The 26,823-nt window shown below is 68.1% G+C and carries 23 protein-coding genes; all 23 read right to left on the bottom strand.

Annotated elements, in window-relative coordinates; genetic code table 11:
• Positions 1-26 precede the first annotated feature (26 nt).
• Complete coding sequence (ftsA, locus tag DD559_RS16525; protein WP_116470147.1) at positions 27-1,289, bottom strand: cell division protein FtsA; 1,263 nt, start codon at positions 1,287-1,289, stop codon at positions 27-29.
• Entirely contained in the window at positions 1,289-2,272 is a 984-nt protein-coding gene (locus DD559_RS16520) for a cell division protein FtsQ/DivIB (RefSeq protein ID WP_116470146.1), read from the bottom strand. Before DD559_RS16520 ends, ftsA begins: the two co-directional genes overlap by 1 nt.
• Positions 2,269-3,183 carry a D-alanine--D-alanine ligase gene (locus DD559_RS16515; RefSeq protein ID WP_116470145.1) on the bottom strand — a complete coding sequence of 305 codons (915 nt, stop codon included), beginning with the start codon at positions 3,181-3,183 and terminating at the stop codon, positions 2,269-2,271. Before DD559_RS16515 ends, DD559_RS16520 begins: the two co-directional genes overlap by 4 nt.
• 139 nt (positions 3,184-3,322) lie before the next feature.
• Complete coding sequence (gene murB / locus DD559_RS16510; protein ID WP_116470977.1) at positions 3,323-4,204, bottom strand: UDP-N-acetylmuramate dehydrogenase; 882 nt, start codon at positions 4,202-4,204, stop codon at positions 3,323-3,325.
• 2 nt (positions 4,205-4,206) lie between these two features.
• Positions 4,207-5,619, bottom strand: a complete 1,413-nt coding sequence (gene murC, locus DD559_RS16505) for a UDP-N-acetylmuramate--L-alanine ligase (protein WP_116470144.1) — start codon at positions 5,617-5,619, stop codon at positions 4,207-4,209.
• Complete coding sequence (gene murG / locus DD559_RS16500) at positions 5,616-6,770, bottom strand: undecaprenyldiphospho-muramoylpentapeptide beta-N-acetylglucosaminyltransferase (RefSeq protein ID WP_116470143.1); 1,155 nt, start codon at positions 6,768-6,770, stop codon at positions 5,616-5,618. The genes murC and murG overlap by 4 nt, the downstream gene beginning before the upstream one ends.
• The gene (locus DD559_RS16495) at positions 6,767-7,903 is read right to left on the bottom strand and encodes an FtsW/RodA/SpoVE family cell cycle protein (protein WP_116470976.1); all 1,137 of its coding nucleotides are present in this window, start codon (positions 7,901-7,903) and stop codon (positions 6,767-6,769) included. Before DD559_RS16495 ends, murG begins: the two co-directional genes overlap by 4 nt.
• Before the next feature lie 89 nt (positions 7,904-7,992).
• The gene (murD, locus tag DD559_RS16490; protein ID WP_116470142.1) at positions 7,993-9,303 is read right to left on the bottom strand and encodes a UDP-N-acetylmuramoyl-L-alanine--D-glutamate ligase; all 1,311 of its coding nucleotides are present in this window, start codon (positions 9,301-9,303) and stop codon (positions 7,993-7,995) included.
• The gene (gene mraY, locus DD559_RS16485; protein ID WP_116470141.1) at positions 9,300-10,373 is read right to left on the bottom strand and encodes a phospho-N-acetylmuramoyl-pentapeptide-transferase; all 1,074 of its coding nucleotides are present in this window, start codon (positions 10,371-10,373) and stop codon (positions 9,300-9,302) included. Before mraY ends, murD begins: the two co-directional genes overlap by 4 nt.
• A complete protein-coding gene (locus DD559_RS16480; protein ID WP_116470975.1) occupies positions 10,361-11,746 on the bottom strand; it encodes a UDP-N-acetylmuramoyl-tripeptide--D-alanyl-D-alanine ligase in 1,386 nt (461 codons plus the stop codon). The genes mraY and DD559_RS16480 overlap by 13 nt, the downstream gene beginning before the upstream one ends.
• A complete protein-coding gene (locus DD559_RS16475) occupies positions 11,743-13,158 on the bottom strand; it encodes a UDP-N-acetylmuramoyl-L-alanyl-D-glutamate--2,6-diaminopimelate ligase (protein WP_116470140.1) in 1,416 nt (471 codons plus the stop codon). The genes DD559_RS16480 and DD559_RS16475 overlap by 4 nt, the downstream gene beginning before the upstream one ends.
• The gene (locus DD559_RS16470) at positions 13,155-14,858 is read right to left on the bottom strand and encodes a peptidoglycan D,D-transpeptidase FtsI family protein (protein ID WP_116470139.1); all 1,704 of its coding nucleotides are present in this window, start codon (positions 14,856-14,858) and stop codon (positions 13,155-13,157) included. The genes DD559_RS16475 and DD559_RS16470 overlap by 4 nt, the downstream gene beginning before the upstream one ends.
• On the bottom strand, positions 14,855-15,499 hold the full coding sequence (locus DD559_RS16465) for a hypothetical protein (RefSeq protein WP_240610307.1): 645 nt from the start codon (positions 15,497-15,499) through the stop codon (positions 14,855-14,857). The genes DD559_RS16470 and DD559_RS16465 overlap by 4 nt, the downstream gene beginning before the upstream one ends.
• A complete protein-coding gene (gene rsmH / locus DD559_RS16460) occupies positions 15,499-16,446 on the bottom strand; it encodes a 16S rRNA (cytosine(1402)-N(4))-methyltransferase RsmH (protein WP_116470138.1) in 948 nt (315 codons plus the stop codon). The genes DD559_RS16465 and rsmH overlap by 1 nt, the downstream gene beginning before the upstream one ends.
• Positions 16,443-16,925, bottom strand: coding sequence for a division/cell wall cluster transcriptional repressor MraZ (locus DD559_RS16455; protein WP_116470137.1), 483 nt, complete (start codon positions 16,923-16,925; stop codon positions 16,443-16,445). Before DD559_RS16455 ends, rsmH begins: the two co-directional genes overlap by 4 nt.
• Before the next feature lie 516 nt (positions 16,926-17,441).
• Complete coding sequence (locus DD559_RS16450; protein ID WP_165831125.1) at positions 17,442-17,768, bottom strand: hypothetical protein; 327 nt, start codon at positions 17,766-17,768, stop codon at positions 17,442-17,444.
• A gap of 106 nt (positions 17,769-17,874) precedes the next feature.
• A complete protein-coding gene (locus DD559_RS16445; protein ID WP_116470135.1) occupies positions 17,875-18,867 on the bottom strand; it encodes a cysteine synthase A in 993 nt (330 codons plus the stop codon).
• Between the two features lie 46 nt (positions 18,868-18,913).
• Complete coding sequence (locus DD559_RS16440; protein ID WP_116470134.1) at positions 18,914-19,243, bottom strand: Mpo1-like protein; 330 nt, start codon at positions 19,241-19,243, stop codon at positions 18,914-18,916.
• A 101-nt stretch (positions 19,244-19,344) separates the two neighbouring features.
• Complete coding sequence (locus DD559_RS16435; RefSeq protein ID WP_116470133.1) at positions 19,345-21,507, bottom strand: beta-glucosidase family protein; 2,163 nt, start codon at positions 21,505-21,507, stop codon at positions 19,345-19,347.
• A gap of 148 nt (positions 21,508-21,655) precedes the next feature.
• Positions 21,656-23,650: an alpha/beta hydrolase domain-containing protein gene (locus tag DD559_RS16430; protein WP_116470132.1), complete on the bottom strand. Its 1,995-nt coding sequence runs from the start codon at positions 23,648-23,650 to the stop codon at positions 21,656-21,658.
• Positions 23,650-23,976, bottom strand: a complete 327-nt coding sequence (locus DD559_RS16425) for an AtuA-related protein (protein WP_116470131.1) — start codon at positions 23,974-23,976, stop codon at positions 23,650-23,652. The genes DD559_RS16430 and DD559_RS16425 overlap by 1 nt, the downstream gene beginning before the upstream one ends.
• Positions 23,977-25,317: an acyclic terpene utilization AtuA family protein gene (locus DD559_RS16420; protein WP_206364525.1), complete on the bottom strand. Its 1,341-nt coding sequence runs from the start codon at positions 25,315-25,317 to the stop codon at positions 23,977-23,979.
• The gene (locus DD559_RS16415) at positions 25,314-26,651 is read right to left on the bottom strand and encodes a CitMHS family transporter (RefSeq protein ID WP_116470130.1); all 1,338 of its coding nucleotides are present in this window, start codon (positions 26,649-26,651) and stop codon (positions 25,314-25,316) included. The genes DD559_RS16420 and DD559_RS16415 overlap by 4 nt, the downstream gene beginning before the upstream one ends.
• Positions 26,652-26,823: the final 172 nt, after the last annotated feature.

The following is a 26,823-nucleotide window of genomic DNA, read 5'->3' as shown; positions in this document are numbered from 1 at the left end:
ACTATCACCCCGCCGGACGCATTTCCTTAATAATTCGCCCGGAACGCTGCGATCAACCGCTGGAACAGCGCACCCGGGCTTGCCCGCGTCACCAACTGGTGCCGGCCAGGCTCCAACGCACGCAGATCGATCGGGTCGGCGGCCGCGAACTGGGCGAGGCCCGCCAGGGTCGAGAAAGCCGGTCCGCTATGGGCGCTGGGCATCGCCAGCAATCCCCGCGGCTTGCCCACCCGCACGGCGTTGCCCAGCGCCTGCTGCGCATAGTCGGCAATCCCGGCCAGTTCCGCGCCACCGCCGGTCAGCACGATCTGCCGCCCGACGGGATCCTGGAAATTGAGCCGTTTCAGTTCTTTCTGAATCTCGGTGATCAGCCGTTCCAGCCGTTGGCGGATCACGGTGTTGAGCGAAGCCTTGGTGATCCGTTGCCCCTCGCCGCCCTCCTCGGAGGTGGCGGGCGTTACTTCGATCATCTCGCGATTGTCGCGCGGGCTGAGATTCGCCGAGCCGTGGAAACACTTGGTCCGCTCCGCCCAGGCCCGGGCGGTGCCGAAGGCGGCAGCGATATCGTCGGTGATGTCCGCCGAACCCATCGGGATCGAGGCCAGCCCGGCGAGGACGCCCTGTGCGAACACCGAAACATTGGTGACGCCTGCGCCGATTTCCACCAGCGCGACGCCCAGTTCCCGTTCCTCTTCGGTCAGGCAGGCCAGCCCAGTCGCCACCGGTGCGGCGATGATCGATCGCACCTCCAGATGCGCGGATCGCACGCACAGATCGAGGTTGCGCACCGGCGAGCCATCGGTCGTCACCACGTGCACGTCCACGCCCAGCCGATCGGCATGAAGCCCCAAGGGCCGCTTCACGCCGCCCAGCCCATCCACCGTATAGCGCGTCGGCTGCGCGTGCAGCACCATCCGGCCCTGCGGATCGATGGCATCCTGGCCGGCGCGAAGCAGATCGTCGATGTCGGATTGCTCGACCCGATGGCCACCCAGATCGGCCTCCAGCTTGACGATGCTGGAAACCAGCCCGCCCGCCGAAAAGCTCACCCACACATCCTCGATGTTGAAGCCGGCGATGCGCTCCGCCTGCTCCACCGCCTCGCGGATCGCGATTTCCGTGGTCCGCATATCGGCGACATAGCCGCGCTTCACGCCGCGGCTCTCGCGCTGGCCGGTGCCGAGGACGACGAGATTGCCGTCCTCGCTCCGCTGCGCGATGAGGGCGGAAACTTTCGACGATCCGACGTCGAGCGCGGTGATCAGTCCTTCGGGTGCAACCTTCGCCATCAGCCTTCCCCCTGCCCAATGCCCGCCGAGGCCGGTGCCGCGGCTGGCGCGCCGGATGCCGGCGCCAGTACCGGTCCCGGTGCCGGTGCCGGTGCGGCAGGCTGCGGCGCTTCGATCACGCCCTGCCGCCGGACAACCAACTTGCTCTCGTCGCGCATGTCAAATCCCAGATTGCCGCGACCGAGCAATCGCTGCGCCGCATCGATCGCGGCGAATCGCTTCAGTGCCGCCGCAGCGGCAACCTCTCCCTCGGGCAACTGCAGTTTCTCGCCAGAGGTGAAGAACAGGTCCCATCGGCGATTGCCGACCCAGCTCGTCGCCTTCACCAGCGGCTTCAGGCCAGGCTGGGTATCCAGCAGCCGCTTGCGCGCCGCTTCCTGGAGATTGGCGCCATCGCCGATCATCAGCGGCAGATCGGGCATCGCTTCGGCGGAGACCGGTTCGAGCGCGACGCCATCGGCATCGATCAGCATCAGGCGCCCGTGATTCTGCCAGATCGCCGCGGGCACACGTTCGTCGATATAGATATGCAGCGTATGCGGCAGCCGGCGCGAAACGCGGGCATCCTTCACCCAGGGAAACTTCAGCAGCCGCGCGCGGACATCGCCCAGATCGACCAGCGGCATCGCCCGTGAATCCTGATCGAGCACCTGTTCATACACCGTCGCGCGGTCCATCCGCTTCAGGCCATCGATCTGGATTTCGTCCACGCGCAGGCCGGCATCGCCCACCGCCTGGGCCATGCCGACACCGATCATCTGCGGCACGCCCGCCAGGATTCCCACCGTCAGCACCACCGCGCCCACCGCGCCGACGATGCTCCAGGTGGTAACCTTGTGCAGCGTCTCCGGGCTGATCGGCAATCCGGCGATCGCCTGATCGACGATCCCCGCCCGCTGCGGCCGGCGCGCGGTACCGCGCGGCTTCGGCTTCTCGCCGCGCCGGGTGGTCGCGCGCTGCGCTTGGGCGGGCCTGCGGCTCACAATGCCTCCTCGACGATCCGTTGCACGAGCGTAGCATAGTCGATGCCCAGATGGCGCGCCTGTTCTGGCACCAGGCTCAGCGGGGTCATGCCGGGCTGGGTGTTGACCTCGAGCAGGAACAGCCCGTCGACGCCCTGCGTGTCGTCCCAGCGGAAATCGGCGCGCGAGGCGCCCTTGCAGCCGAGCAGCCGATGCGCATCGAGCGCGATCCGCTTGCACGCCTCCGCGACATCATCGGGGATCTGCGCCGGGAAGACGTGCTCGGTCAGACCGTCGGTATATTTGGCGTCGTAATCGTAGAAGCCGTTCTTTGGCTTCAATTCGGTGACGCCCAGCGCCTGGTCGCCCAACACCGCCGTGGTCAGTTCCCGCCCGCGGATGAACGGCTCGGCGAGCAGTTCGTCGAATTCCTGCCAGGGCCCGCGCGCATCCGGGTGGATCGGGTTGCCGACATTGCTCTCGGGCGTCACGATCGCCACGCCCACCGACGACCCCTCGTTGACGGGTTTCAGCACATAGGGCCGCGGCAGCGGATCCTGCCGGTACAGCTCCTCGCGCGACACCATCCGGCCGCCGGGCATCGGGATGCCATGCGGCACCAGCGCCTGCTTGGTCAGCTGCTTGTCGATCGCGATGACCGAAGTGACCATGCCCGAGTGGGTGTAGCGGATGCCCATCAGGTCGAGCATGCCCTGCACGCTGCCATCCTCGCCCGGCGTACCGTGGAGCGCGTTGAACACCACGTCCGGCTTGGCTTCGGCGAGCTTGGCGGCGACGTCGCGATCGAGGTCGATCCGGGTGACGCGGTGGCCCAGGCTCTCCAGCGCATCGGCGACGCCATTGCCCGACATCAGCGATACCTCGCGCTCGGCCGACCAGCCGCCCATCAGCACGGCGATGTGGAGGCTCATGCGATCCTCCCCCGCCAGGGGGAGGTGGCGCCGAAGGCGACGGAGGGGGCGGACGCACGATGGGCGGCGGGAGTTCCTCCCCCTCCGTCACGCTGCGCGTGCCACCTCCCCCTGGCGGGGGAGGATTTGCAGACCACACTCACTTCGCCACTCCCACGCGCTGAATCTCCCATTCCAGTTCCACGCCCGACTGCGCCTTGACCCGCGCGCGGACGTCCTCGCCCAGCGCCTCGATATCGGCGCTGGTGGCGTCCCCCAAATTGAGGAGGAAGTTGCAATGCTTCTCGCTGACCTGCGCGTCGCCGCGGCGCAGGCCCCGGCAGCCGGCTGCGTCGACCAGCGCCCAGGCCTTGTAGCCCTCGGGGTTCTTGAAGGTCGAGCCGCCGGTCTTGGAGCGCAGCGGCTGCGATTCCTCGCGCGCGGCGGCGATGCGGTCCATCTCGGTCTGAATGTCCTCCGAGGCCTTGGGGAAGCCGCGGAAGGTGGCGCTTACCACGATCGTACCCTCGGGCAGGCTGCTGTGGCGATAGGTATAACCGAGATCGGCATTGGCCAGCACGCGCCGCTCGCCCGAGCGGAGCACGATCTCGCAGTCGACCAGAATGTCGCAGGTCTCGCGACCATAGGCGCCGCCGTTCATCCGCACGAAGCCGCCGACGGTGCCGGGGATCGAGCGCAGGAACTCGATGCCGCCAATGCCCCAGTCGCGCGCCTTGGAGGAGACGAGGATGCCCGACGCGCCGCCGCCGCAGCGCAGCGTGGTGTCGTCGAGCTGCTCGACCGCGGCAAAGGCCTTGCCGAGGCGAACCACCACGCCGGGCACGCCGCCGTCGCGGACGATCATGTTCGAACCGAGGCCGAGGCCCATCACCGGGGTTTGCGGGTCCAGCGCGGCGAGGAACGCGGCGAGGTCGTCGGCATCGGCCGGCTCGAACAGCCACTCCGCCGCGCCGCCGCTCTTGAACCAGACGAGCGGGGCGAGCGGGGCGTTCGGCGTGAGTTTGCCGCGAGGCTGAGGCAGCGTCACGCATCCCCCCGCGCTGCCGCGATCGCCGGAGCCAGACCCGCCGCCCACTTCGTGATATCGCCAGCACCCAGGCACACCACCATGTCGCCCTCGCGCACCGTGCCGGCCAGCGCCTGCGCCAGCGCTGCCGCATCGGGTGCCGCCGCGACCGCGCGGTGCCCGCGATGCGAGATCTGCTCGACCAGCGCATCGGCATCGACGCCTTCGATCGGCGCCTCGCCCGCCGGATAGACGGGTGCCACATACACCATATCGGCGTCGTTGAACGACTGGGCGAACTCGTCCATCAGATTGGCAAGCCGCGAATAGCGGTGCGGCTGCACCACCGCGATCACCCGGCCGCGCACGCTCTCGCGCGCAGCCGCCAGCACCGCTCGGATCTCCACCGGATGATGGCCGTAATCGTCGATGATCGCCGCGCCGGCCACTTCGCCGACCTTGGTGAAGCGCCGCTTGACCCCGCCGAACTTGGCGAAGCCCTGCTGGATCGTCGCATCGGGAATACCCAGCTCCAGCGCCACCCCGATCGCGGCCAGCGCGTTCTGGACATTGTGGCGACCGGGCATCGGCAGCTCGATATTCTCGATAGAGCGCGTGCTGCCGTCGCGATTGCGGATGATCGCCTCGAAGCGATTGCCGCCGGCATGCGGCGTCACGTTCACGCCGCGCACATCGGCGCTCGCCGCGAAGCCATAGGTGACGATCCGCCGGTCGCGCACCCGCGGAATCAGCGCCTGCACTTCGGGATGATCGAGGCACAGCAGCGCCGCGCCGTAGAAGGGGACATTCTCGACGAACTCGACGAACGCCGCCTTCACCTTCTCGAACGAGCCATAATGGTCGAGATGCTCGGGATCGATGTTGGTGACCACCGCGATCGTGCCGTCGAGCCGCAGGAAACTGCCGTCGCTCTCGTCGGCCTCGACCACCATCCACTCGCTGTCGCCGAGGCGCGCATTCGAGCCGTATTGGTTGATGATCCCGCCGTTGATCACGGTCGGATCGACGCCGCCGGCATCCAACAAAGCCGCGACCATCGACGTCGTCGTCGTCTTGCCATGCGTGCCCGCCACCGCGACGGTGGACTTCAGCCGCATCAGCTCGGCGAGCATCTCGGCGCGGCGCACCACGGGGATGCGGTTCTGGTAGGCCGCTTCCACCTCGGGGTTGGTCCGCACGATCGCGGTAGAGACCACCACCACCGCCGCGTCGCCCAGATTCTCGGCAGCATGGCCGATGGTGACCGGGATGCCCCGATCGCGCAGGCCCTGCACGACATAGCTGTCCGCCACATCCGAGCCCTGCACCTTATAGCCAAGGTTGTGCATTACCTCGGCGATGCCGGACATGCCGATCCCGCCGATGCCGACGAAGTGAATGGTACCGATGTCGGTGGCGACGCCCTTCATGCGTAAGCAGGCCTTCCGTTCTTATTGGTTTTCTGCACCTTGCCCACCGGGGCCTTGGGTGCGTGGATCGATTCGACGAGGTCGGCCAGGTCGCGCACCGCGTCGGGCCGGCCGACGCCGCGGGCGCGTGCCGCCGCATTCTCCAGCGCCTTGGTGTCGAGCCCCAGCTTCTGCATCTGCTTGGCCAGTTCCTGCGCGGTGAAGGCGCGCTGGGGGATGGTCCGCGCGCCGCCCGCCTCGGTGATCTCGCGCGCGTTCGCGGTCTGGTGGTCGTCGGTAGCGCTGGGCAACGGCACGAGGATCGCCGGACGGCCCGCGGCGGTCAGTTCGGCGATGGTCGAGGCCCCTGCCCGCGCGATCACCAGATGCGCCCAGGCCAGCCGCTCGGGCATGTCGGGCAGATAGGTGGCGACCTCGGCAGGAATCTCGTGTTCCTGGTATTTGGCGCGAACCATCTCGATATCCTCGACGCGGGCCTGATGCGTCACCTGCAGCCGGCGGCGGAACTGTACCGGTAGCAGCGCCAGCCCATCGGGTACCACCTGGCTGAGGATCGAGGCGCCCTGGCTGCCGCCGGTCACCAGCACGCGGAACAGGCCGTCTTCCTCGAGCATCGGATAGGGCTTGGCGCGCAGTGCCAGCACCGCCTCGCGCACCGGATTGCCGGTGAGGTGAGTCTTCACCGCCCAGCCGGGCTTCATCCGCTCGACCTTGTCGTACGAGGTCGCGATCGCCGCGACCCGGCCCGCGACCAGCCGGTTGACCCGGCCCAGCACCGCATTCTGCTCGTGGATCACGGTCGGGATTCGCGCGCTGAACGCCGCCGCCAGCGCCGGGAATGCAGGATAGCCGCCAAAGCCGATCACCGCCGACGGTCGCAGCTGCTTGTACAGCTTCCGCGCCATCGCCCGGCCGGCCAGCATCTGCCGCGCCGCCTTTAGATAGCCGAGCGGCCCGCCGCCCAGCCTGCCGGCGGGCAGCACATGCGTCTCGACGCCCTCGAACAGGCCGGGGAAGCGCACGCCGCGCTCGTCGCTCACCAGCGCGACATGGTGGCCGCGCCGCGCCAGTTCCACGCCCAGCGCGGCGGCGGGCACCATATGCCCCCCGGTGCCACCGGCGGCGAGGACGTAACTACGGCGTTCGGTCATGGTTTGCTCCAGCGCGCGGTATAGGGCGAGCGCTTCAGATACGGATTTCTCCGCGTGAAAGCGAGCAGCAGCCCATAGCCGATGGAAAGCGCGATCATCGACGAGCCGCCATAGCTGATGAACGGCAGCGTCATCCCCTTGGACGGCGCGATGCCGGTGTTCACCGCCATGTTGATCAGCGCCTGCAGCCCGAACTGCGTCGCCAGCCCGGCCGCCGCCAGCATCCGGAACGGGTCTTCCTCGTCCAGCAATTTGGTCAGCACGCGGATGACGATCGAGAGATACAGCAGCGCGATCACGCCGCAGGCAATCAGCCCGAACTCCTCGCCGATCACCGCGAAGATGTAATCGGTATGCGCCTCCGGCAGGCGGAACTTGATCTGGCCGCTGCCTGGCCCCGCACCGAACAGGCCGCCGGCACTCAGGGTATCGTGCGCCATCTCCACCTGATAGCGATCGGCCAGCGCCGCTTCCTTGGTAGGAAACAGGAAATTGTCGATCCGCGTGCGCGCGGTGCCGTAGAACAGGTACGCAGCGACCACACCCGCCATCGCCACCCCGCCCAGCCCGGCGATCGCCGCCGGCGAAATGCCCGCGATCATGAGCAGGATCACCCAGACGAGCCCGAACACGATCGTCTGCCCGAAATCGGGCTGGAGCATCAGCAGGCCGCCGATCAGCGCCGTCAGCGCGCCCGTTACGATCATCACCGGAAGCTCCGGATCCTTGGCGCGGAACGACAGGATCCAGGCGGTGGTGACGATGAACATCGGCTTCAGGAACTCGGAGGGCTGAAGATCGGAAATGCCCAGGCTGATCCAGCGCTTCGCCCCGTTCACCTCGTGCCCGATTACCGGCAGCAGCGCCATCATGCCGAGGAACACCACCGCACCGGCAACCGAAAGTCGCCGGGCCGCCGCCGTTGGCAGCATCGATACGACGATCAGCACCGGCAAGGACACGCACACCCACATCAGCTGCCGCCAGAAATAATACATCGGCGGCACGATGTGCGACGCGTCCGAATAGCGACGCGCCGTCGCCGGGGACGCCGCAGCGACGGCAACGAGCCCGATCGCGATCAGCAGTACCGCCAGCAGCATCAGCACATGGTCCACTTCCCAGAACCACATGCCTGCGCGCGAGCGGCTCGCCCGGCTCAACTGGTTGGAAAGTCGCGGAAGGCCGCCCCTCGTCTCGCCCACGCCCTCGGCCCGGCGGCTCACCCGAGCGCCTCCACGGCGGCGCGAAATGCATCCCCCCGCGCCTCGAAGTCGCGAAACTGGTCGAACGAAGCGCAGGCCGGAGACAACAGCACCGTTTCGCCCGGTTGCGCGTTGGCAGCGGCGGCGCGCACCGCCGCGTCCAGCGTGCCGGACTGCGCGACGGGCATTTCACTTTGCAGCAGCCGGGCGAACAGCGGCCCGGCCTCACCGATCGTATAGGCGCGCACGACATGGCCGAAACCGGGACGGCACGCCTCCAGGCTGTCGGTCTTGGCGACGCCGCCAAGGATCCAGTGGATCCGCGCATAGGCCGCGAGCGCCGGGGCGGTCGATTCCGGGTTTGTCGCCTTGCTGTCGTTGACGAACAGCACGCCGTTCCGGGTCGCGATCCGCTCCATCCGGTGCGCCAGGCCGGGGAAGGTTTCCAGCCCCTGGTCGATCGCGGCGCGGTCGATGCCCAGCGCCTCGCAGGCGGCGATCGCGGCGAGCGCGTTCTGCGCGTTGTGCGGACCCTGCAGCGCGGGCCAGCGCGACTGGTCCATGCACACGCCCGGCGCGATCTTCGTCACGTCCTCGCTACGGCCGGAAAGCGCCACCTGCCGCGCGATGGTCGCCGAGGCGGCATCGCCGATACCGATGATGGCGGCGTGGCCCCTGGACTGCATCGCGAACAGCCGCGCCTTGGACGCGGCATAGCCCTCGAAGCCATCATAGCGGTCGAGATGGTCGGGTGTGATGTTGAGCAGCACCGCGACGTCGCAGTCGAGGCTGTGGGTCAGGTCGATCTGATAGCTGGACAGCTCCAGCACATAGACGCCGCCCTCGGGCAGCGGCTCCTGACCGAGGATCGGCAGCCCGATATTGCCGCCGAGACGCGTGGGAATGCCTGCCGTCTCGACGATGTGGTGGATCAGCGCGGTGGTGGTCGACTTGCCGTTGGTGCCGGTGATGCCGACCACACGGTGCGCCGGCAGATCGGCGCGCGCCTGCGCGAACAGCTCGATGTCGCCGATCAGCGGCACGCCCGTTTCCCGCGCGACGGTCGCCAGCGGATGTCGGTTGAGCGGAACGCCCGGCGAGAAAACGAAGCCGTCCGCTTCGATCTCAATCCAGTCGGTGAAGTCATCGACGAACAGGCGCTCGGCCTCTCCGGCACTCTTTTGCACGGCTTGCCGCGCCGCTTCGTTCGAATCCCACGCCAGCACTTCCGCCCCGCTCGCCAGCAGCGCGCGCACGGTCGCCGCGCCCGAGCGCGCAAGCCCGAGCACCGCGAAGCGTTTGCCGCGCCAGGCGGGGCTGGTGATCACCGCAGCTTGAGGGTCGCCAGGCCGGCCAGCGCCAGCACGAAGGCGATGATCCAGAAGCGGATCACCACCGTCGGCTCCGACCAGCCGAGCTGTTCGAAATGGTGGTGGATCGGCGCCATGCGGAACACCCGCTTGCCGGTGCGCTTGAAGAAGAACACCTGGATGATGACGCTCAGCGCCTCCATCACGAACAGGCCGCCGATGATGCCGAGCACCAGCTCATGGTGCGTGGTGACGGCGATGGTGCCGATCGCCCCGCCCAGCGCGAGACTCCCGGTATCGCCCATGAACACCGCCGCCGGCGGCGCATTGAACCAAAGGAAGGCCAGCCCCGCCCCGATCATCGCGCCGCAGAAGATGGCGAGGTCGCCCGCGCCCGGCACGTGCGGGATGCCAAGATAGGTCGCGTAGATCTTGTTGCCGGCGAGATAGGCGATCAGCATGAACGCCATGCCCGCGATCACCACCGGCATCGTCGCCAGCCCGTCGAGGCCGTCGGTCAGGTTCACCGCATTGCCGAACGCCACAATCGTGAACGCCGCAAAGGCGATGTAGAAATAGCCGAGATCAGGGTGCACCCAGCTGAAGAACGGCACATAAAGCTGGGTATTGCCCTCGGCGAAAATGATGATCGCGCTGGCGATGCCCGCGATCAGGAACTCGCCGATCAGCCGAACCTTGCCCGATACGCCCGCGGTCTTCTGCTTCCGCACCTTGTCGTAATCGTCGAGGAAGCCGATCATGCCGAAGCCGAGCGTCACGAACATGCACGCCCAGACATAGGCGTTGCGCAGGTCCATCCAGATCAGCAGCGCCAGCGTCAGGCTGGTCAGGATCATCAGCCCGCCCATCGTCGGCGTGCCGCGCTTGGCGAGGTGGCTCTGCGGACCGTCGGTGCGGATCGGCTGGCCCTTCCCCTGGCGCAGGCGCAGCCAGCCGATGAACTTCGGGCCGATCAGCAGGCCGATCAGCAGCGCGGTCGCCACCGAACCGCCGGTGCGGAACGACAGGTACCGGAACAGATTGAGGACGCCGGGGAAGCCCAGCTGCTCTGCGATCAGATAGAGCATGTTTGCCTTTCCGCCAGCGCCGCGACGATCGTCGCCAGCCGCACGCCGTTCGACCCTTTGATGAGAACCGCGTCGCCCGGCGCGAGCGTCGATTCGAGCTCGGCCTTCGCAGCTGCGGCATCGGCCACATGGACGAAATTCAGCCGCCCCTCAAGCGCAGCCGCCAGCGGGGCCATCGCTTCGCCCACCAAAATGGCACGGCTCACCCCAGCCTCGACGATCGGATCGGCCAGTTCGGCGTGCAGCGCATCCGCGTGGGCCCCAAGTTCGCGCATCTCGCCCAGCACCGCCACCCTGCGGCCCGGCTCGCGCGCCAGCACCGCCAGCGTCGCCCGCATCGAACTCGGATTGGCGTTATAGCTTTCGTCGATCACCAGCGCGGTGCCGTTGCCCACCGGCACGCTCAGCCGCGCACCGCGCCCGGCAAGCCCACCCAGTTCCGCCAGCGCGAGGCCCGCCAGTTCCAGATCGCCCCCCACGGCATCCACAGCCGCCAGGATCGCCATCCCATTGGAAACCCAGTGGTCACCGGGCTGGGACATAGTGAAGCTGAGCTCCTTGTCACCGATACGAGACAACACGAAGGTGCCGCCGGCCGGGGTTTGCATCATCTCCATCGCGCGCACGTCCGCGCCTTCACCAAGGCCGAACGTCACAATCCGGGTGGCATAAGGCTCCGCCGCGGCGATCAGCCGCTCCCGATACGGACTGTCGAACGGCACGATCGCGGTTCCGCCGGGTTGCAATCCCTGGAAAATCTCGCCTTTGGCATCCGCGATATCCTCGACGCTGTCGAAGAATCCAAGATGCGCCGGCGCGATCGCCGTCACGATCGCCACATGCGGCCGGACCAGCCGGGTCAGTTCGGCAAGTTCGCCCGCATGGTTCATCCCCATCTCCAGCACGCCGTAACGGGCCTCGCGCGGCATCCGCGCAAGGCTCAATGGCACGCCGGTGTGGTTGTTGTAGCTCTTGACCGATCGATGCGCGCAGCCGGGATCCACCCGATCAAGCGCCGCGAACAGGGCCTCCTTGGTGCCGGTCTTCCCCACCGAACCGGTGACGCCGATGATCTTTGCTGTCGTGCGCGCGCGCGATGCGGCGCCCAGCGCATTCAGTGCGGCAGTCGTGTCGGCGACGGCAACGTTCGGATAAGCGGTCGCGTCCGAAACGACCGCGCCGGCCGCACCCTGCGCGAACGCCTGGTCGAGGAAGCGATGCCCGTCGGTGCTTTCCCCCTTCAGCGCGAGAAACAGGTCTCCGGCGCCGACCTCACGGGAATCGAACGCGACGCCGAATACGGCGAAATCCGCCGAGGCGGTACCGGCGGTGGCCGCTGCGATCTCGTCCGAAGTCCAAAGCGGGCTCGTCACGCCGCGCACTCCCTTGCAACCGAAACATCGTCGAATGGCAGCACCATCTCGCCGACGATCTGGCCCTGTTCATGCCCCTTGCCGGCGATCAGCACGATATCGTGCGGCTCGGCCATCGCGATCGCCGCGGCGATCGCCGCGCCCCGATCGCCGATCTCGGTCGCCTGCGGCGCGCCCTTCAGGATCGCGCGGCGGATTTCCGCCGGATCTTCGGTGCGCGGATTGTCGTCGGTGACGATCGCCACATCGGCACCCACCGCCGCCGCCTGCCCCATAAGCTGGCGCTTGCCGGGATCGCGGTCGCCCCCCGCGCCGAACACCAGAATCAACCGCCCTTCGGTATGCGGCTTCAGCGCCGCGATCGCCGCTTCCAGCGCATCGGGCGTATGGGCGTAATCGACATAGACCGGCGCGCCGTTGGGAGCGATCACCGCACGCTCCAGCCGCCCGCGCACCGGCTGCAGCCGCGCGCAATTGGCCAGCGTCTGCCCGATATCGCCGCCGGTCGCGATCACCAGGCCCGCGGCGGTCAGCGCGTTCGCCGCCTGATAGGCACCGATCAGCGGCAACCGCACGAAATGGACCGCGCCGTCCGCCTCGATCTCCAGCGTCTGCCCAAGCAGCGACGGGGTGCGGCCGATCAGCCGCAGCGTCTTGCCATGCTCGCCGACGGTGATCAGCCGGTTGCCGCGCATCCGGGCGAGGTCCTCCACCTGCGGCGCATGGGGGTCATCCGCCCAAACCACCGCCGCGCCATCCTCTGCCAGCACTTCGGCGAAGAGGCGCATCTTGGCGGTGAAATAGGTCGCCATGTCGCCATGATAGTCCAGATGATCGCGGCTGAGATTGGTGAACGCCGCCGCACGCACGGGCAGCCCCTGTGTGCGATATTGGGAAAGCCCGTGCGACGACGCCTCGAACGCCAGATGCGTCACGCCCTCGCGCGCCAGCCCGGCGACGTTCGACAGGAAGGTCACGATATCCGGGGTGGTCAGGCCGGTCGATACGCGCTCGTCCGCCGTCGTCACTCCCAGCGTGCCGATCGAGGCGGCATGAAATCCCGCCATCCGCCATAGCTGGCGAGTCATTTCGACCGTCGAGGTCTTGCCGTTGGTACCGGTCACCGCTGCCGTCACCGCCGGGAAAGGGGCGAAGAACTGCGCGGCAAGGTCCGCGAAGCGCCCGCGCGGATTGGCGTCCGCGATATGCACCGCCCCCTCCACCACCGCCTCGGGCCGCGCCACGACCGCGATCGCCCCCGCCCGCACTGCCGCGGCGATGAAGTCCTCACCGTTCACGCGCGCGCCTTCGAAGGCGCCGAAGATCGTGCCCGGCGCCACCTTGCGGTGATCGATGGCGAAACCCGTGACGATCGCCGTCTCGTCTCCACCTGTCAGCATACCCAGTTTCATTCGGTTCCCGCTCCGGGCTCAGGGGACTTTTCCACCAGTGGCAGCAAGTCGCTTTCGTCGATATCGCGGTGATCGTCCGGAGCAATACCCAGGATCGCGCCAGTGCGGGCGATCAGCCGCGAAACGACCGGCGCGACGGTCCAGGCCGCCGTGGTCCGCGGGGTAGTGGCATTTGCCTTGGGCGAGTCCAGCATCGCGACCACCACATAGCGCGGCGCGTCGATCGGGAAAGCGGCAGCGAAGGTGGAGACATTGCGATGCTTGTCGTAGCCGCCCTCGCTCGCAGCCTCCGCCGTGCCGGTCTTGCCGGCTACCCGATAGCCCTGGGCCTCGCCCTTGCGGCCGGTGCCCTTCAGCACGATCAGCCGCAGCAGCTGGCGCATCCGCGCGCTGGTCGCCTCCTGGAGGACGCGGCGGCCCTCCGGCGGATGCGCGGCATCCAGTTTCATCATCGTCGCCGGCCGCCAGATGCCGCCGTTCACGAGCGCCGCATAAGCGGTCGCAAGATGCAGCGGGGTCACCGCGATGCCATGGCCATAGGCGGTCGTCATCACCGTGATCCGGCCCCAGTTCGCGGGCCAGAGCGGCCGGACCGCGCCGATCTCGATGCTCGGCCGCTGGTCGAAGCCCAGCCGTCGGAACATGTCCTGCATCTTTTCCGCGCCGAGTTCGTCGGCGATGCGCGCGGTGGCGATGTTGGAGGAATAGATCAGCGTCTCTGGGATGTTGAGCCAGCGGAACTGCTCGTCACCGGGATCGTCATGGATGGTGAAGCGCCCGACCTTCATCGGCGCGGTGGCATCGAAGCGCCGGGCCATGGACGTGATCGTGCCCGAATCGATCGCCGCGGCAACCGCGATGGGCTTGAACGTCGATCCGAGCTCATACACGCTCTGGGTCACGTTGTTGCGCGGCGGCGGCCCGCCCAGCGCATTGGGATTGAAGCTGGGAAGCGACGTCATCGCCACCACTTCCCCGGTATGCACGTCCAGCACGATGCCGGCAGCGCCGCGCGCCTGCAAGTCGGTCATCGCGCGCCCCAGCTCGCTTTCCAGCGCGGCCTGCACGCGCACGTCGAGCGATAGCATCACCGGCTTGCCGCGTTGCCCCGGATCGCTCAGCCGCGCCTCCAGCACCTTTTCCATGCCAGTAACGCCGTGCCCGGCGGTATCGAGATAGCCGAGCACATGCGCCGCCATTTCAGATTGCGGATACAACCGGTCCTTCTCTGGCGTGAATTCGATCGCAGGCTCACCAAGCGCGTTCACGGCGTTGACCAATTCGGGCAGCGCGCGGCGCTTCAGGAACGCAAAGCTGCTGCCGGTATTCAGCAGCGCGAGATAGTCGGCCGTCGAACGTTCCGGCATCAGTTCCGCGAGCTTCTGCGCCAGCACCGCCTTGTCGGTGATCACCCGATTGGGGTGGATCGCGATCACCCATGCCTCGATGCTCCGGGCGAGCGGCGTACCGTTGCGATCGACGATATCGGCACGCGCCGGCACCAGTGCGCTCGCAAGATCGCGCGACGCTGCCGGCCCCGACGACATCGCCAGAAACGCCAGCTTGGCGACGATCGCCAACATGCCCGCGCCGAACAGGATCGAAAGGATCATCAGGCGCAGTTGCGCCACCGCGACGAGCGCCGGTCGCTCGCCACTCGCGGTGCGCGCCCGCGCCGGAGGAGCTACGACGACGATCAATGCAACGCCAATTGCTCGCGCTGGGCTACTCGGCGCAGATCGTTCATCGTCGCGGCGCTGAGCAGCGGACGATCGCCGATCGCCAGGCGCGAACGGTCAACCTTCTGCATCAGGCGCTTCAGGTCCTGCTCCGGCCGCGTATCCCGCTGGGCGACCTGCACCACCGCCGCTGCCGCCGGCTTGCGCTGCGCCGTCGCCTGCACGGGCGCGGCGAGGGGCGTGCTGGCCGCCGACGCCGAGACCGCCGCCACAGCCGGGGCGGCCTGCACCGAACGGGTACCGGCCGGGATGATCAGTGCCGCGGTCTCCACCTTGGCTCCGCTCGGTTGCATGGGCTGCAACGGCGCCTGCGGCTGATCGAGCGCAGCCAGGCCAGTGGCGCTGGCGAGATATTGCTGCGGCGCCGGCGCATTCATCGCCAGCACATCGCCGTTCCAGCGTTCGATCTGCGCCAGATTGGCGCGCGTCTCAAACTCCGTTTCGAGCCCACGAATATCCTTATGCGCAGAGACGATCGCCGCCTCCACGCTGCGCAGCCGCGCGCGCTCGGCCGCGCCGTGCGACGTCACCATATAGCAGGTCGGCGCAACGATAACGCTACACAGCAACCAGCCAAGCCCCCGAAAGCCATGCATTGCCATCACGCTGCTCCTTCACTCGACCACGGCGCCGCGCCGGTCCGCCGCGCGACGCGCAACGTGGCCGAACGGGCTCGCGGATTGCGCGCCACTTCCGCCTCGCTCGGGCGCACGGCCTTGGCGGGCGGTTCAAAACTCGGTTCCGCCCGCGGACCGATCGCCGGGCGATGGCGCGAACCGGCCGGCTCGCTGCCGCTGCGCTCGCGCAGGAAGCGCTTCACCAGCCGATCCTCCAGGCTATGGAACGTGACCACCGCCAGCCGGCCGCCGGGCTTCAGCACCCGCTCGGCCGCGGCCAGCGCCTCGGCCAGCTCGTCCAGCTCCCGGTTGACGTGGATACGCACCGCCTGGAAGGTCCGGGTCGCCGGGTCCTTCTTGTCATGCGGCCGATAGCCGAGCGCCTTGCGCACGACCCCGGCAAGCTCCGACGTGCGCGTCAGCGGGCGGGCCGCAACGATCGCCTTGGCCACGCGGCGCGCGCGTGGTTCCTCGCCATAATGAAACAGGATGTCGGCGATCTCGGCTTCGTCGGCTTCGTTCAGCCACTCGGCCGCAGACATGCCCTCACCCGCCATCCGCATGTCGAGCGGGCCGTCCTGCTGGAACGAGAAGCCGCGATCGGCCTGATCGATCTGCATCGAGGAAACGCCAATATCCAGGGTCACGCCGTCCACCGGCGCCAGCCCGCGCGCTTCCAGTTCCTGCTCCATCCGGCTGAACGGCGCGTGGATCAGCACCAGCCGGCCCTCGGCTTCCGCCACCAGGGCAGCACCGCCGGCAATGGCCGTAGGATCCCGATCGAACGCCGCCACGGCCGCGCCCCGCGCGAGGATCGAACGGGTATAGCCGCCCGCGCCGAACGTGGCGTCGACATGGCGCTCGCCGGCCACGACGGCGAGCGCATCGATCACTTCATCGAGCAACACGGGGATGTGCGGCGCCGCGCTCACTTCGAGCCTCGCGCCTGCACCAGAAAGGCGCAGATTTCCTTCAGCGCCGGATCGGCGTTGGGATCATTTTCCAGCACGTCGGGCGCCCAGATATCGAACGTCTCGCCGCTGCCGACGAAGAAGGCGAGCTTCTCGATCCTGGCTTTGGCGCGGAAGAAGGGCGGCAGCACGAAGCGCCCGCTATCGTCGAACGGCACGCGCTCGACCTGGCCGAAGGCACGACGCTTCGCCGCGGGATCGGGCTGTTCGCCGCGATCGATCGCCTGCTGTTCGATCCGGTCGATGCGCTGGTACTTTTCCTTGGACCAGCTGGTGTCATGCGCGGAGAGGCACGAATCCTTCGCATGGAGGCCGATCACGATCTGGCGGACTTCGGAGTTGCGCTCGACCGCTGCGCGCAGGTCGGCAGGCACGGCGACACGACCTTTCTGATCGACCGCCTGGAGCGCAAATCCCTCGAAGAGCTCCCTGTCCACCATGCCAATCCCAAGCCAAGGCACGACTCCCCCGCCTCCGGAACCACGGCGTTCCGCGGCTTCGGCAGAGAATTTCGACAGGAGAAAAAAGGGTCGTGCCCCCCTTTTAGCCTCGCCTTTTAATCATAGAACAGCACGGGAGGCAACGGGCAGAGCGGGGATTGGACGGGATTTTCCACCACTCAGCCCCTCACGGAATGTATGTTCTCTTTATATTTCCTTTATGTTTTCCTTATGGCTGCAAGGGGTGACCGAGCGGCGCCACGGCACGCCACGCTTCGATCGGAATCCGATCGGCCCATGATTTCGAGGAGGCGGCAGGCAGATTCCCGCCGAAAGAAGGCACCACTTTGAAATAGAATGATATTTTCGCAGAGACGAAAGCGCGAATCGCACATCATCCCGATGGGGTGGATTCAACCGCGCTGCCGGTGGCGCAAAATCCCCCGCCATCCCCGTACAACGGCCATGGTGGGGCGAAATCCCGCCGAAACCCGGTCGCGGGCGATGGCGGCGCGATCAGCGGCCGGCGCTATCCTGGCGATGCGCCTGTTCGCGCGCGAGATCCTGTGCCGTAGGATCGGTCGAATCCGTGCCGGGCGCCACCCCCAGCTCGGCCAGCGGCTCGTCCCGCCCCTTTTCGGCGGAAACATTGTCGCTACCGGTAAGGTTGGCGACGACCGCGGCGTTCGACGCCCCCGCCGCGCTTACCGGCGCCTCGCGATTGGCCGAGGAATAGATCACGCTCACCACCGCGATCAGCAGGATCACCGCGGCAAGCCCCGTCATGCCCACGCGCACGCGCTGCATTGCCTGGCTAGGGTCTTGGCGGGGTCCGAGTTTCATGGCTGTGGCATAAATGTAACGCGCAAGCGGATGCTTGTCGAGCCGCGCGTCTATCACATCCCGAACCGCCTGTGTGCCAAGGGACTCCCCTTACGCATTCATCGCATCAGTCCCGCGCCAGCCAGGCCGGCACCGGCAACCCCTTCGCGGCCAGCCATTCGGCATTGTAGAGCGTGGAAAGATAGCGGAACCCCGTGTCGCACAGGATCGTCGCGATCCGCTTGCCCGGCCCGAGCGCCCGCGCCAGGCGCACCGCGCCGGCTACGTTGATGCCGGAGGAAAGCCCAAGGCACAGTCCCTCTTCGGAAAGAAGCCGGCGCACCCATTCCAGGCCTTCCTCGTCGGAAATCCGGAACTGGGTATCGATCGGGGCGCCCTCCAGGTTGCCGGTGATCCGGCCCTGGCCGATGCCCTCCGCCACGGACGATCCTTCGGCGCGCAGTTCCCCACAGGCATAATATTCGTAGAGCGCGGCACCATGCGGATCGCTGAGCGCGATGGTGATCGTCTCGTCCTTGGCCTTCAGGCCCAGGCCGACCCCGGCGATCGTGCCACCGGTGCCCGCAGCACAGGTGAACCCATCGATGCGCCCGTCCATCTGCGTCCAGATCTCCTCGGCCGTGCCATAGATATGGGCCTTGCGATTGGCGGTGTTGTCGAACTGGTTGGCCCAGATCGCGTTCGGCGTTTCTTCGGCGATGCGGCGGCTGGTGTGCACGAAATGGCCGGGGTTCGAATAGGGCGCGGCGGGCACCAGCACCAGTTCGGCGCCGAGCGCGCGCAGCGTATCCATCTTCTCGCGCGACTGCGTCTCCGGCATCACGATGATCGTGCGATAGCCCTTGGCGTTGGCGACCAGCGCCAGCCCGATGCCGGTATTGCCGGCCGTTCCCTCGACGATCGTACCGCCGGGCGAAAGCTGCCCCCGCGCCTCGGCATCCTCGACGATATACAGCGCCGCGCGGTCCTTCACCGACGCGCCGGGATTGGCGAACTCACATTTGGCGAAGATGTCGCAGCCGGTTTCGTCGCTGGGACCCTTCAGGCGCACGAGCGGCGTGTTACCGATCAGCGCCAGGCTATTCTGGGGAACATGCATGGGCCCTAGATAGGGCTGCCTGCCCCTGCCCGGCAAGCAAGGCAATCTATCGGGCCACGCCGGCCTGCTTCAGATGGGGACCCAGTCGCCCCCCGATCCAGAGGAAGAACATGCGATAATCCGACAGGAGCGACCATAGCGGATAGCGAAAGGTCGCGGGCCGATTATGCTCCACGGCGAAATGTGCGGTCCAGGCGAAGCCATAGCCGGCGATCGGCATGGCGAGGAACCACCACCCGCTCCACACGAGGCCGGCGGCGAACGCGAACAGGCTGAGCGTCGTGCCGGCATAATGGATGGCACGCGTCGCGGGTTTCCCGTGCTCGCGCAGATAGAAGGGCCAGAAATCGCGATATCGGGTGATCGTCTCGGCCATGGCATTGCACTCTATCGTCCGCCGCGCCGCTGGCAACGGCCTTCGCGACCGTCGCCACGGCCGGCCGCACCGTTTCGGGCGCGCGGCCGTGGCTGGCGGTTTCACCGGCCGAGGCGCCGTTCGGGCAAGCGGATATCCGCCGTGATGCCGGCAGCTGCGGCGGAAGGCGCGACGGCGAACCGATAGGTCCCGGCCGGGCTGCGCCAGCCTTCCGGCGTCCAATCGGCCAGCAGCTTGGGCTCGATCGGGATCGTGATCGTGCGGCTTTCGCCCGGCGCCAGTTCCACCCGCGCGAAGCCGGCAAGGCGCTGGAGGTCAGTCTCCGCCCGGCGGGTAAGGTAAAGCTGCACTACATCGGTGCCCGCCCGCGCGCCGATGTTGCGCACGGTCACGGTCGCCACGGGCTGCGCGCCGCCGCGCAGTTGCAGCCCCGATTGCTCGAATCGCGTGTAGCTTAGCCCATGCCCGAAGGCGAACAGGGGCTTGGTTCCCTTCGCCGCATGCCAGCGATAGCCGATGGCAGCGCCCTCTGCATAGGTGACGGTATCGGCAGAACCCTCCGGCTTGCCCCATCCGGGAATGTCGGTGCGCGGCAGTTGGGCTTCGTCGGCGGGGAAGGTGATCGGCAGCCGGCCGGAGGGATTGACCTTGCCCGTCAACACGTCGGCGATGGCAGCCCCACCCTCCTGACCGGGATACCAAGCCTCTACCACCGCCTTCACTTTGTCCAGCCACGGCATCTTCACCGGGTTGCCGGTTTCCAGCACCACGATCGTGTTGGGATTGGCCGCGGCGACAGCAGCGATCAGCGCGTCCTGCCCTTCGGGCAAGGTCATGCTGAAATCATTGCCTTCGCTGCTCCACGCCGTCGCGAAGACGATTGCCACGTCGGACTGTTTCGCAAAGGCGGTGGCGGCGGCGAGGTCATAGCCGCTGTCATAGTCGACCTTCGCGCCCGGCAGCGCCGCGGCCAGCGCGCGCTGCGGCGAGGACGGCATGTACAATTGGCGCGCCCAGGCCCCCATGACGCCGCGGCCCCCGAGCGGCAGGATGGTAACGGCCCCCTTCGGCGTCACCTGGCTCGATCCGCCGCCGGAAAGAACGCCGATATCGGCATGGCCGCCGATCACGGCGACCGTCTTGGCCTGGGTGAGCGGCAGGATATCACCATCATTCTTCAGCAGCACGATGCCGGCCGCCGCTGCCCCCCGCGCCGCCACGGCATGGGCGGCTTCGTCGATCGGCCCTTCGGCCAGCGGCGCATCCGCGCCCACCGCATAAAGCGAGCGGAGAATCCGCCGCACGCTCTCACGCACGCGCTCCATCGGCACGCGCCCCGCCGTCACCTCGGCCCGCAGCGGCTTGTCGAAGAACACCTGCTTGTCGAGCTGCGCGCCCGATTGCTGGTCCAGCCCCTTGGCGAAGAAGCCGACGTCATGGACCGCCCCCCAGTCCGACATCACCCAGCCGGCATAGCCCCAGTCGCGCTTCAGCACCTGGTTGAGCAGAAAGTCGTTGCCGCACGCATAGTCGCCATTGACGCGGTTATAGGCGCACATCACCGATCCCGGCTTGCCATCCGCGATCGCCAGTTCGAAGGCGAGCAGATCGCTTTCCCGGAACGCCTTCTCGTCGATCCGCGCATCGATGGTGTTGCGCAGCGTTTCCTGGTCGTTGAGCGCGAAATGCTTGATCGTCGATACCACCCGCTGGCTCTGGATCCCGCGGATCGACGCGCCGGCAAGGCGCCCGGCGAGCAGCGGATCTTCGCCCAGATATTCGAAATTGCGGCCGTTGCGCGGATCTCGCGCCAGGTTCACGCCACCGGCCAGCAGGATGTTGAAGCCCTTCTGCCGCGTCTCGTTGCCGGCGACCACGCCACCGCGAAAGGCGATCTCCGGGCTCCAGGTCGCGGCCAGCGACAGGCCCGACGGCAGGGCGGTGGAATGATCGCCCTTGCGCAGTTGCAGCGGGTTGGTGACGCCCAGGCTGGCATCGGTTTCATACAGGTCCGGGATGCCAAGCCGGGGCACGCCGGGAATCCAGCCCGCCGTCGGCTTCAGGTCCGCGCGCGGCAGCGGCGGCGTGCCCGGAAAGGCGATCGGCATGATGCCGTGCAGCAGCTGGAACCGCTCCTCATCGGTCATCTTTGCCTCGGTGGCACGCGCCTTGGCGTCCGCCGCGCCATCGCTGACGGGCACGGTCTGGGCCAGCGCCGTGCTGCTCACCAGGCTCAGTGCGAGCCATTCCAAACGAAGCTTCATCCTCTTCATTCTCCCTGTTTATCCTGCCCCGCACATAAAGGCCGGCATTGGGCCCGGTGCCAGGGCAATCGTCATTGGTTCTCGCCTGCCGGACGCATCGATCCGCGCGCCTCTGGCCGCAACGGGAATGGCGAAGGCGCGTGCCAGGCTATCGCAGCACATCGCTCTTCTCCGCTTCCTCGATCAGCCGCGCGCCATCGTCGGGCAGCAGCCAGCCTTGCACGATCTGCCCGGCCACCGCGGCGCGAACGCGCGCGACGAACCCCGCATGGTCGCGGTAGCGCGCCTCGAGCGACGGCCGCGGATCGCCCTTGGCCAGCCGCTCCGCCTCGGTGCGGGCAAAGGGGATGAAACCGCCGATAAAGCCGCAGCTGCCGCCCGCGCCATATCCCTGCGCGAGCTGGTTCCAGCCGGTATAGGTGCCCAGTGGCACCATCAGCTGCACCGACGCCACGCCTGCGGTTTCGTTGCCATCGGCATTCACGCGCGGCACCAACTGCGGGATCACGCCCCGGACCAGTGGTGGCTGGCGGGTCAGCACGCCACTAAGGTCGACGGTGCGAAAGCCTGCGCCGAAATCATAGTCCGGCAGGGCGTTGAGCATCCTGTCGGGGCTCGGCACGCCCGGAATCCTGGGCCACCCCATCGCTGCGGCATTCGCCTCCACCAGATCGCCCCGCGCCAGCATCGGATAGCGGCTTGGCGGCGGCGCCTTGCCGTCGCGGACCCACGCCACCAGCGCCGCGAGCAGCGCCCGGCGCGTATCCGAGGAAGGGTTGGGATTGAATGCCAGCGTACAGGCCGGCATTCCGGGAAACGCCCGGTCCCCCGCCAGCGGAAAGCCACCGATAGGGGAACCGCCATGGGTCACGCTGGGGAAGTAGTAACGGCGGACATTAGACGGCAGCGGCACGTCCGCCTTCGCATCGGTACCGATCAGGCCCGGTGCCATGCGCAACCCCCACAACTCCGCCGATCCGAAGGTCTCGACGATCTTCGGGCAGGTGCGCGTCGCGGTGCAACGATCGAGCAGGCTGGAAACGCCGCGACCCCGCCGCCGATCGTCGTAGCGGCTCCACCACAGGCTACCCTCGCTGCCCGGCTCGAACATGCCCGCTGCGCCGCCCGGCACGCCGAAGCGGAGGTTGAGCGGCACCTGGCGGGCGGCGATGTTCGGATTGGCGCCGTCGAACACCTGCCGCCCGTCTTCGGCCTGGTTGAAGCCCAGGGCGATCAGGCTGCGGACGAAATTGCCCGATTGCGAGGTGCCGCTCATGATCGCCCAGCGGATTCTGCCGCGTAGCGGGTTGGGCGTGCCTGCGTCGTCCGCCTTGGCACCGCGCAGAAAGGCGTTGAGGTCGCGCACCGCCGCGAAGCCGATGCCCAGCACCTTCGGATCCTTGCCGCGATAGACCAACATATAGGCCTTGGCCCTGTCGAAGCCGCCGCGCAGACACAGCTGGCGGGGATCGGGCGTGCCCGGAAACGGCACTTTGCGGCAATCGGCGAACGCCCAATCCCTGGCCGCGATCGGCGTGCGCGGTGCGGCGTCGCCGGCCTGGGCGAACAGCGTCGCCGCGCTGGTGTCGCGCGAGACCGGGATCGGCCGCGGCGTCGGGCGGCCGATCCCGCCATCGATGGGAATGCTGGCCGTGCCCGCCGCGACGCCGACAAAGCGCTGGAGCACCCAGCCGGTAAGCCCCCGAGCCGTCGGCGCGACCAGCGTCTGCACGCCCGGCTGCGGTACGATATCGCCCTGCCAGCCGCTCACCACGCGCACATGGCCGTCCGCATCGGCGGCGACGTCGCCGTTGCCGCGATTCGGCACCTCATACAGCAGCACGCCGCTGATGCGCGCGGGGTCCGCCGGAACGGCGATCGCGAACGTCGCGCGATAGCCGACCCCGCCGTTCGCGCGGCGCGGCGCGGCGGCGAGATCGGTAATGATCGCATTGCGGCGATCGCGCGGATCGACGCTGCCTTCATAATAGCCGCGCAGGATCACATAGCCCGGCGCGCCGGGCCGCACCGGCGGCACGGTGCTGCGCTGCTCCACGACGAATCGGGTGACACGCGCCTCTGCAGTGCCGGCGCCCGGCAACGCCGCCGCCGCGAGCGCCGGCAACCACCACGAACGGCCCATCACGCCTCTCCCGCCTGATCGTCCTCGTCGACCGACAGGTCGAGCAGTTGCGCCCCCAGCGACTTGCCATGCGCGTCCAGCGCCAGCGACCGCGTCACGCCGCCGCTAAGCGCGCCTTCCAGTACGAAGTTCAGCGCCCCCAGCCCCGGCAGTTCGTATCGCGTCGCCGATCGCACCTGCACCCCGGCGAGATGGCCGAGCACCCGGGCCACCGTCACCCGCCGCGCCAGTCGCGGATACTCGCCGGGATCGAACGCGATCACCGATATCTGGGCGATGTCGCCCTTGTCGCCGGTGCGGACATGCGCGCATTCGCCGAGCAGCATTCAGGCCTCCACCAGGGTGATTGCGGGCCGTACCTGCACCGCCGGGATCAACGTCGATGCCACAGCGAGCACCGGTCGCACCGCCGCCACCGCACCGCCGCCGCCGAACGGGCCATTGGTGTAGAGCGCCTCCACCTCGCGGCCGATCAGGGCCGCCGCCTCGGCGCTGTCGCTGCGCCCCACCACGCGCAGCCGCACTTCTGCGGGCTCCACCGCCGGCGCCCTCGCGCGACGATCGACCGAATCCACACCGATCAGTTCACTGCGCACGTCGGTGACCGGCGCGCCGATGATCGCCAGCCGCTGCTCCACGATCGTGCCCGCCAGCCGTGCCCGGCCGACCGCGCCCGGCCCTGCATAGGAAATCTGGCCCTCCCCGATGAACCCGTCGTCATAGCCGATCGATACCTTAAGCGTGTCTGGCCGCGGCCGCCCATCGCCGCCCGTCACCGCGATCCTGTCCGGCCCGCGCGCGGTGAAGCGCACCGATCGAAAATCGGCGACCACATCGGCCTGCGGATAGGCGCCGGGATCGAGAATCTCGTAGAGCAGCTGCTCCTTGCAGCTCGCGATGGTCAGCGCGCCGCCGGATCCGGCGACCTTGCCCAGCTCCGCGCTTGCGTCCGGCGCCACGTCGGCGAACGGAAAGCCCAGCCGGGCCAGGCCGGCCACCTGCTTGCGGTCATCATCGGCGAAATAACCGCCGGTCAGCTGGCCGGCGCATTCGAGCAGATGCCCGATCACGGTGGCGCGGCCGATCCGCGGCGCATCGTCCAGCGACCAGCCGAACGCATGGACCATCGGCCCCACGAACAGCGCCGGATCGCCGACACGCCCGGTGATCACCACCTCCGCGCCCTGCGCCAATGCCGCGGCGATCGGCCCGGCGCCGAGATAGGCGTTCGCGGAAACGATCCGCGACAGATCGGCGGTGGTGCCGGCGCGATCGACCAGCGGATAGTCCGCCTGCCGGAGCAGGCCGAGCACATCGTCTCCGGTAATCGCGGCGATGCGCAGCCCGGCCATCCCCATCGCGCGGGCCAACGCCGCCACCGCATGGGCGGCACCCGCCGGATTGGCGGCGCCGGCATTGGTGACGATCCGCACGCCATGCGCACGCGCCGCCGGCAACACCCGCCGCATCCGCTCCAACAACAGCGGGTCGAACCCCGCGGCGGGATCGCGCTGCCGCTGCAACTGCGCCGCCGCGATCGTCCGCTCGGCAAGACATTCGAAGACCAGATAGTCGAGCCCGCCGCGCTCCACCAGTTCGAGCGCCGGTTCGATCCGGTCTCCGGCGAAGCCGGCGCCAGCACCGATGCGGATATGCGCCGGGATCACAGCGGCAGCACGCCGATCAGCAGCGCGGCCCCCACCATCACCAGCGTGGCGGCGAACAGCCAGGGAATCGCGAAGCGCTGATGCGCCCCCAGTTCGATCCCGCTCAAGCCGGCGACAAGGAAGGTGGCGGGGGTAAGCGGGCTGACCGGGAAGCCGGTGGTCATCTGTCCGAGCAGCGCGGCATGGGCCATCGTCGTCGGCGCATGGCCGAACCGCGTGCCCACCTCCGCCAGCACCGGCAGCACGCCGAAATAGAAGGAGTCGGGATCGAACATCAGGCTCAGCGGCATCGACGCGACGCCGAGCAGCACCGGCAGCCGGCCGCCCAGCCCTTCGGGCACGTGCTGCGCCGCCGCCTCGGCCATGGCGCGGATCATTCCCGATCCGTTCATGATGCCGGTAAAGGCGCCGGCGGCGAACAACACCCCGGCCATCAGCAGCGCGGCACGGGCATGGGCATCGATCCGCGCCCGCTGCTGGGCGGCATCGGGATAATTGACCAGCAGCGCCAGCGCCGTGCCGATCATGAAGGCGATCACCGGTTCGACCAGTCCCGCGATCATCGTGCCGACCACCGCAAGGGTGAGCAGCGCGTTGAACGGCAGGAGCTTCGGGCGCCGGAGCGCGGCGGCATCCTCCCCCGCCGGTTCGCCCTTGGCGCCGTCCGCGGGGCCCGCGCCTGCTCCACCAGCCACCCCCGCCGCAGCGGGCAGCGGCAGGCCTGCCGCCAGCCGACGCTCTTCGCAGCCACCCAGCCACCATGCCGCCGCGAAGACGAAAACCAGCCCGGCCGCCTGCACCCCGATCATCGGCACGAACAGTTGCGCGGGGGCAATCTTCAGCGCCGCCGCCGCCCGCAGCGTTGGCCCGGTCCAGGGCAGGAAGTTGACGCCGGCCGCCAGCGAGGCGGTGCACGCCAGGACCCGCCGGTCCATCCCGAGCCGGTCATAGAGCGGCCGCAGCGCCGGTATGGTGATGAGGAAGCAGACCGCGCCCGACCCGTCGAGATGGATCAGCAGCGCGAGCAGCGCCGTGCCGACCGCAATGCGGCGGGGCCGTTCGCCCACCAGTCGGAGCACCAGTGCGACAAGCGGCGCCAACAGGCCGACATCGGCCATGATCCCGAAGAACAGGATGGCGAACACGAACATTCCCGCCACCGGTGCGATCCTGGCAATGCCCGCGAGCACCTGGTCCGGGATCGCCCCGCCCATCCCGGCAAGCATGGCCGCGACGACCGGCACCAGGATCAGCGCGGCCAAGGGTGACGTCCGGTTCGACAAGATGAGCGCGAGCAGTGCCAGGACCGCAAGGGCGCCGATAATGGCCAGCATAATCCTCCCCACCCGATCGCTGCCGGGCCGGGCAATCATGCGGGCCGAACACCCATACGGCAATGTCAAACATTCTATCGATCAATGCACTTTGCTGATCGATCAACGCCAGGCCCGTCATTCACTTTGCGGATCGCTCCATCCACATTTTCTATTTTTTGAAGGCGCTGCC

It is taken from the genome of Sphingomonas pokkalii (assembly GCF_003096275.1).
Lineage (GTDB): Bacteria > Pseudomonadota > Alphaproteobacteria > Sphingomonadales > Sphingomonadaceae > Sphingomonas > Sphingomonas pokkalii.
This window is presented reverse-complemented; position numbering and strand designations above follow the sequence as displayed.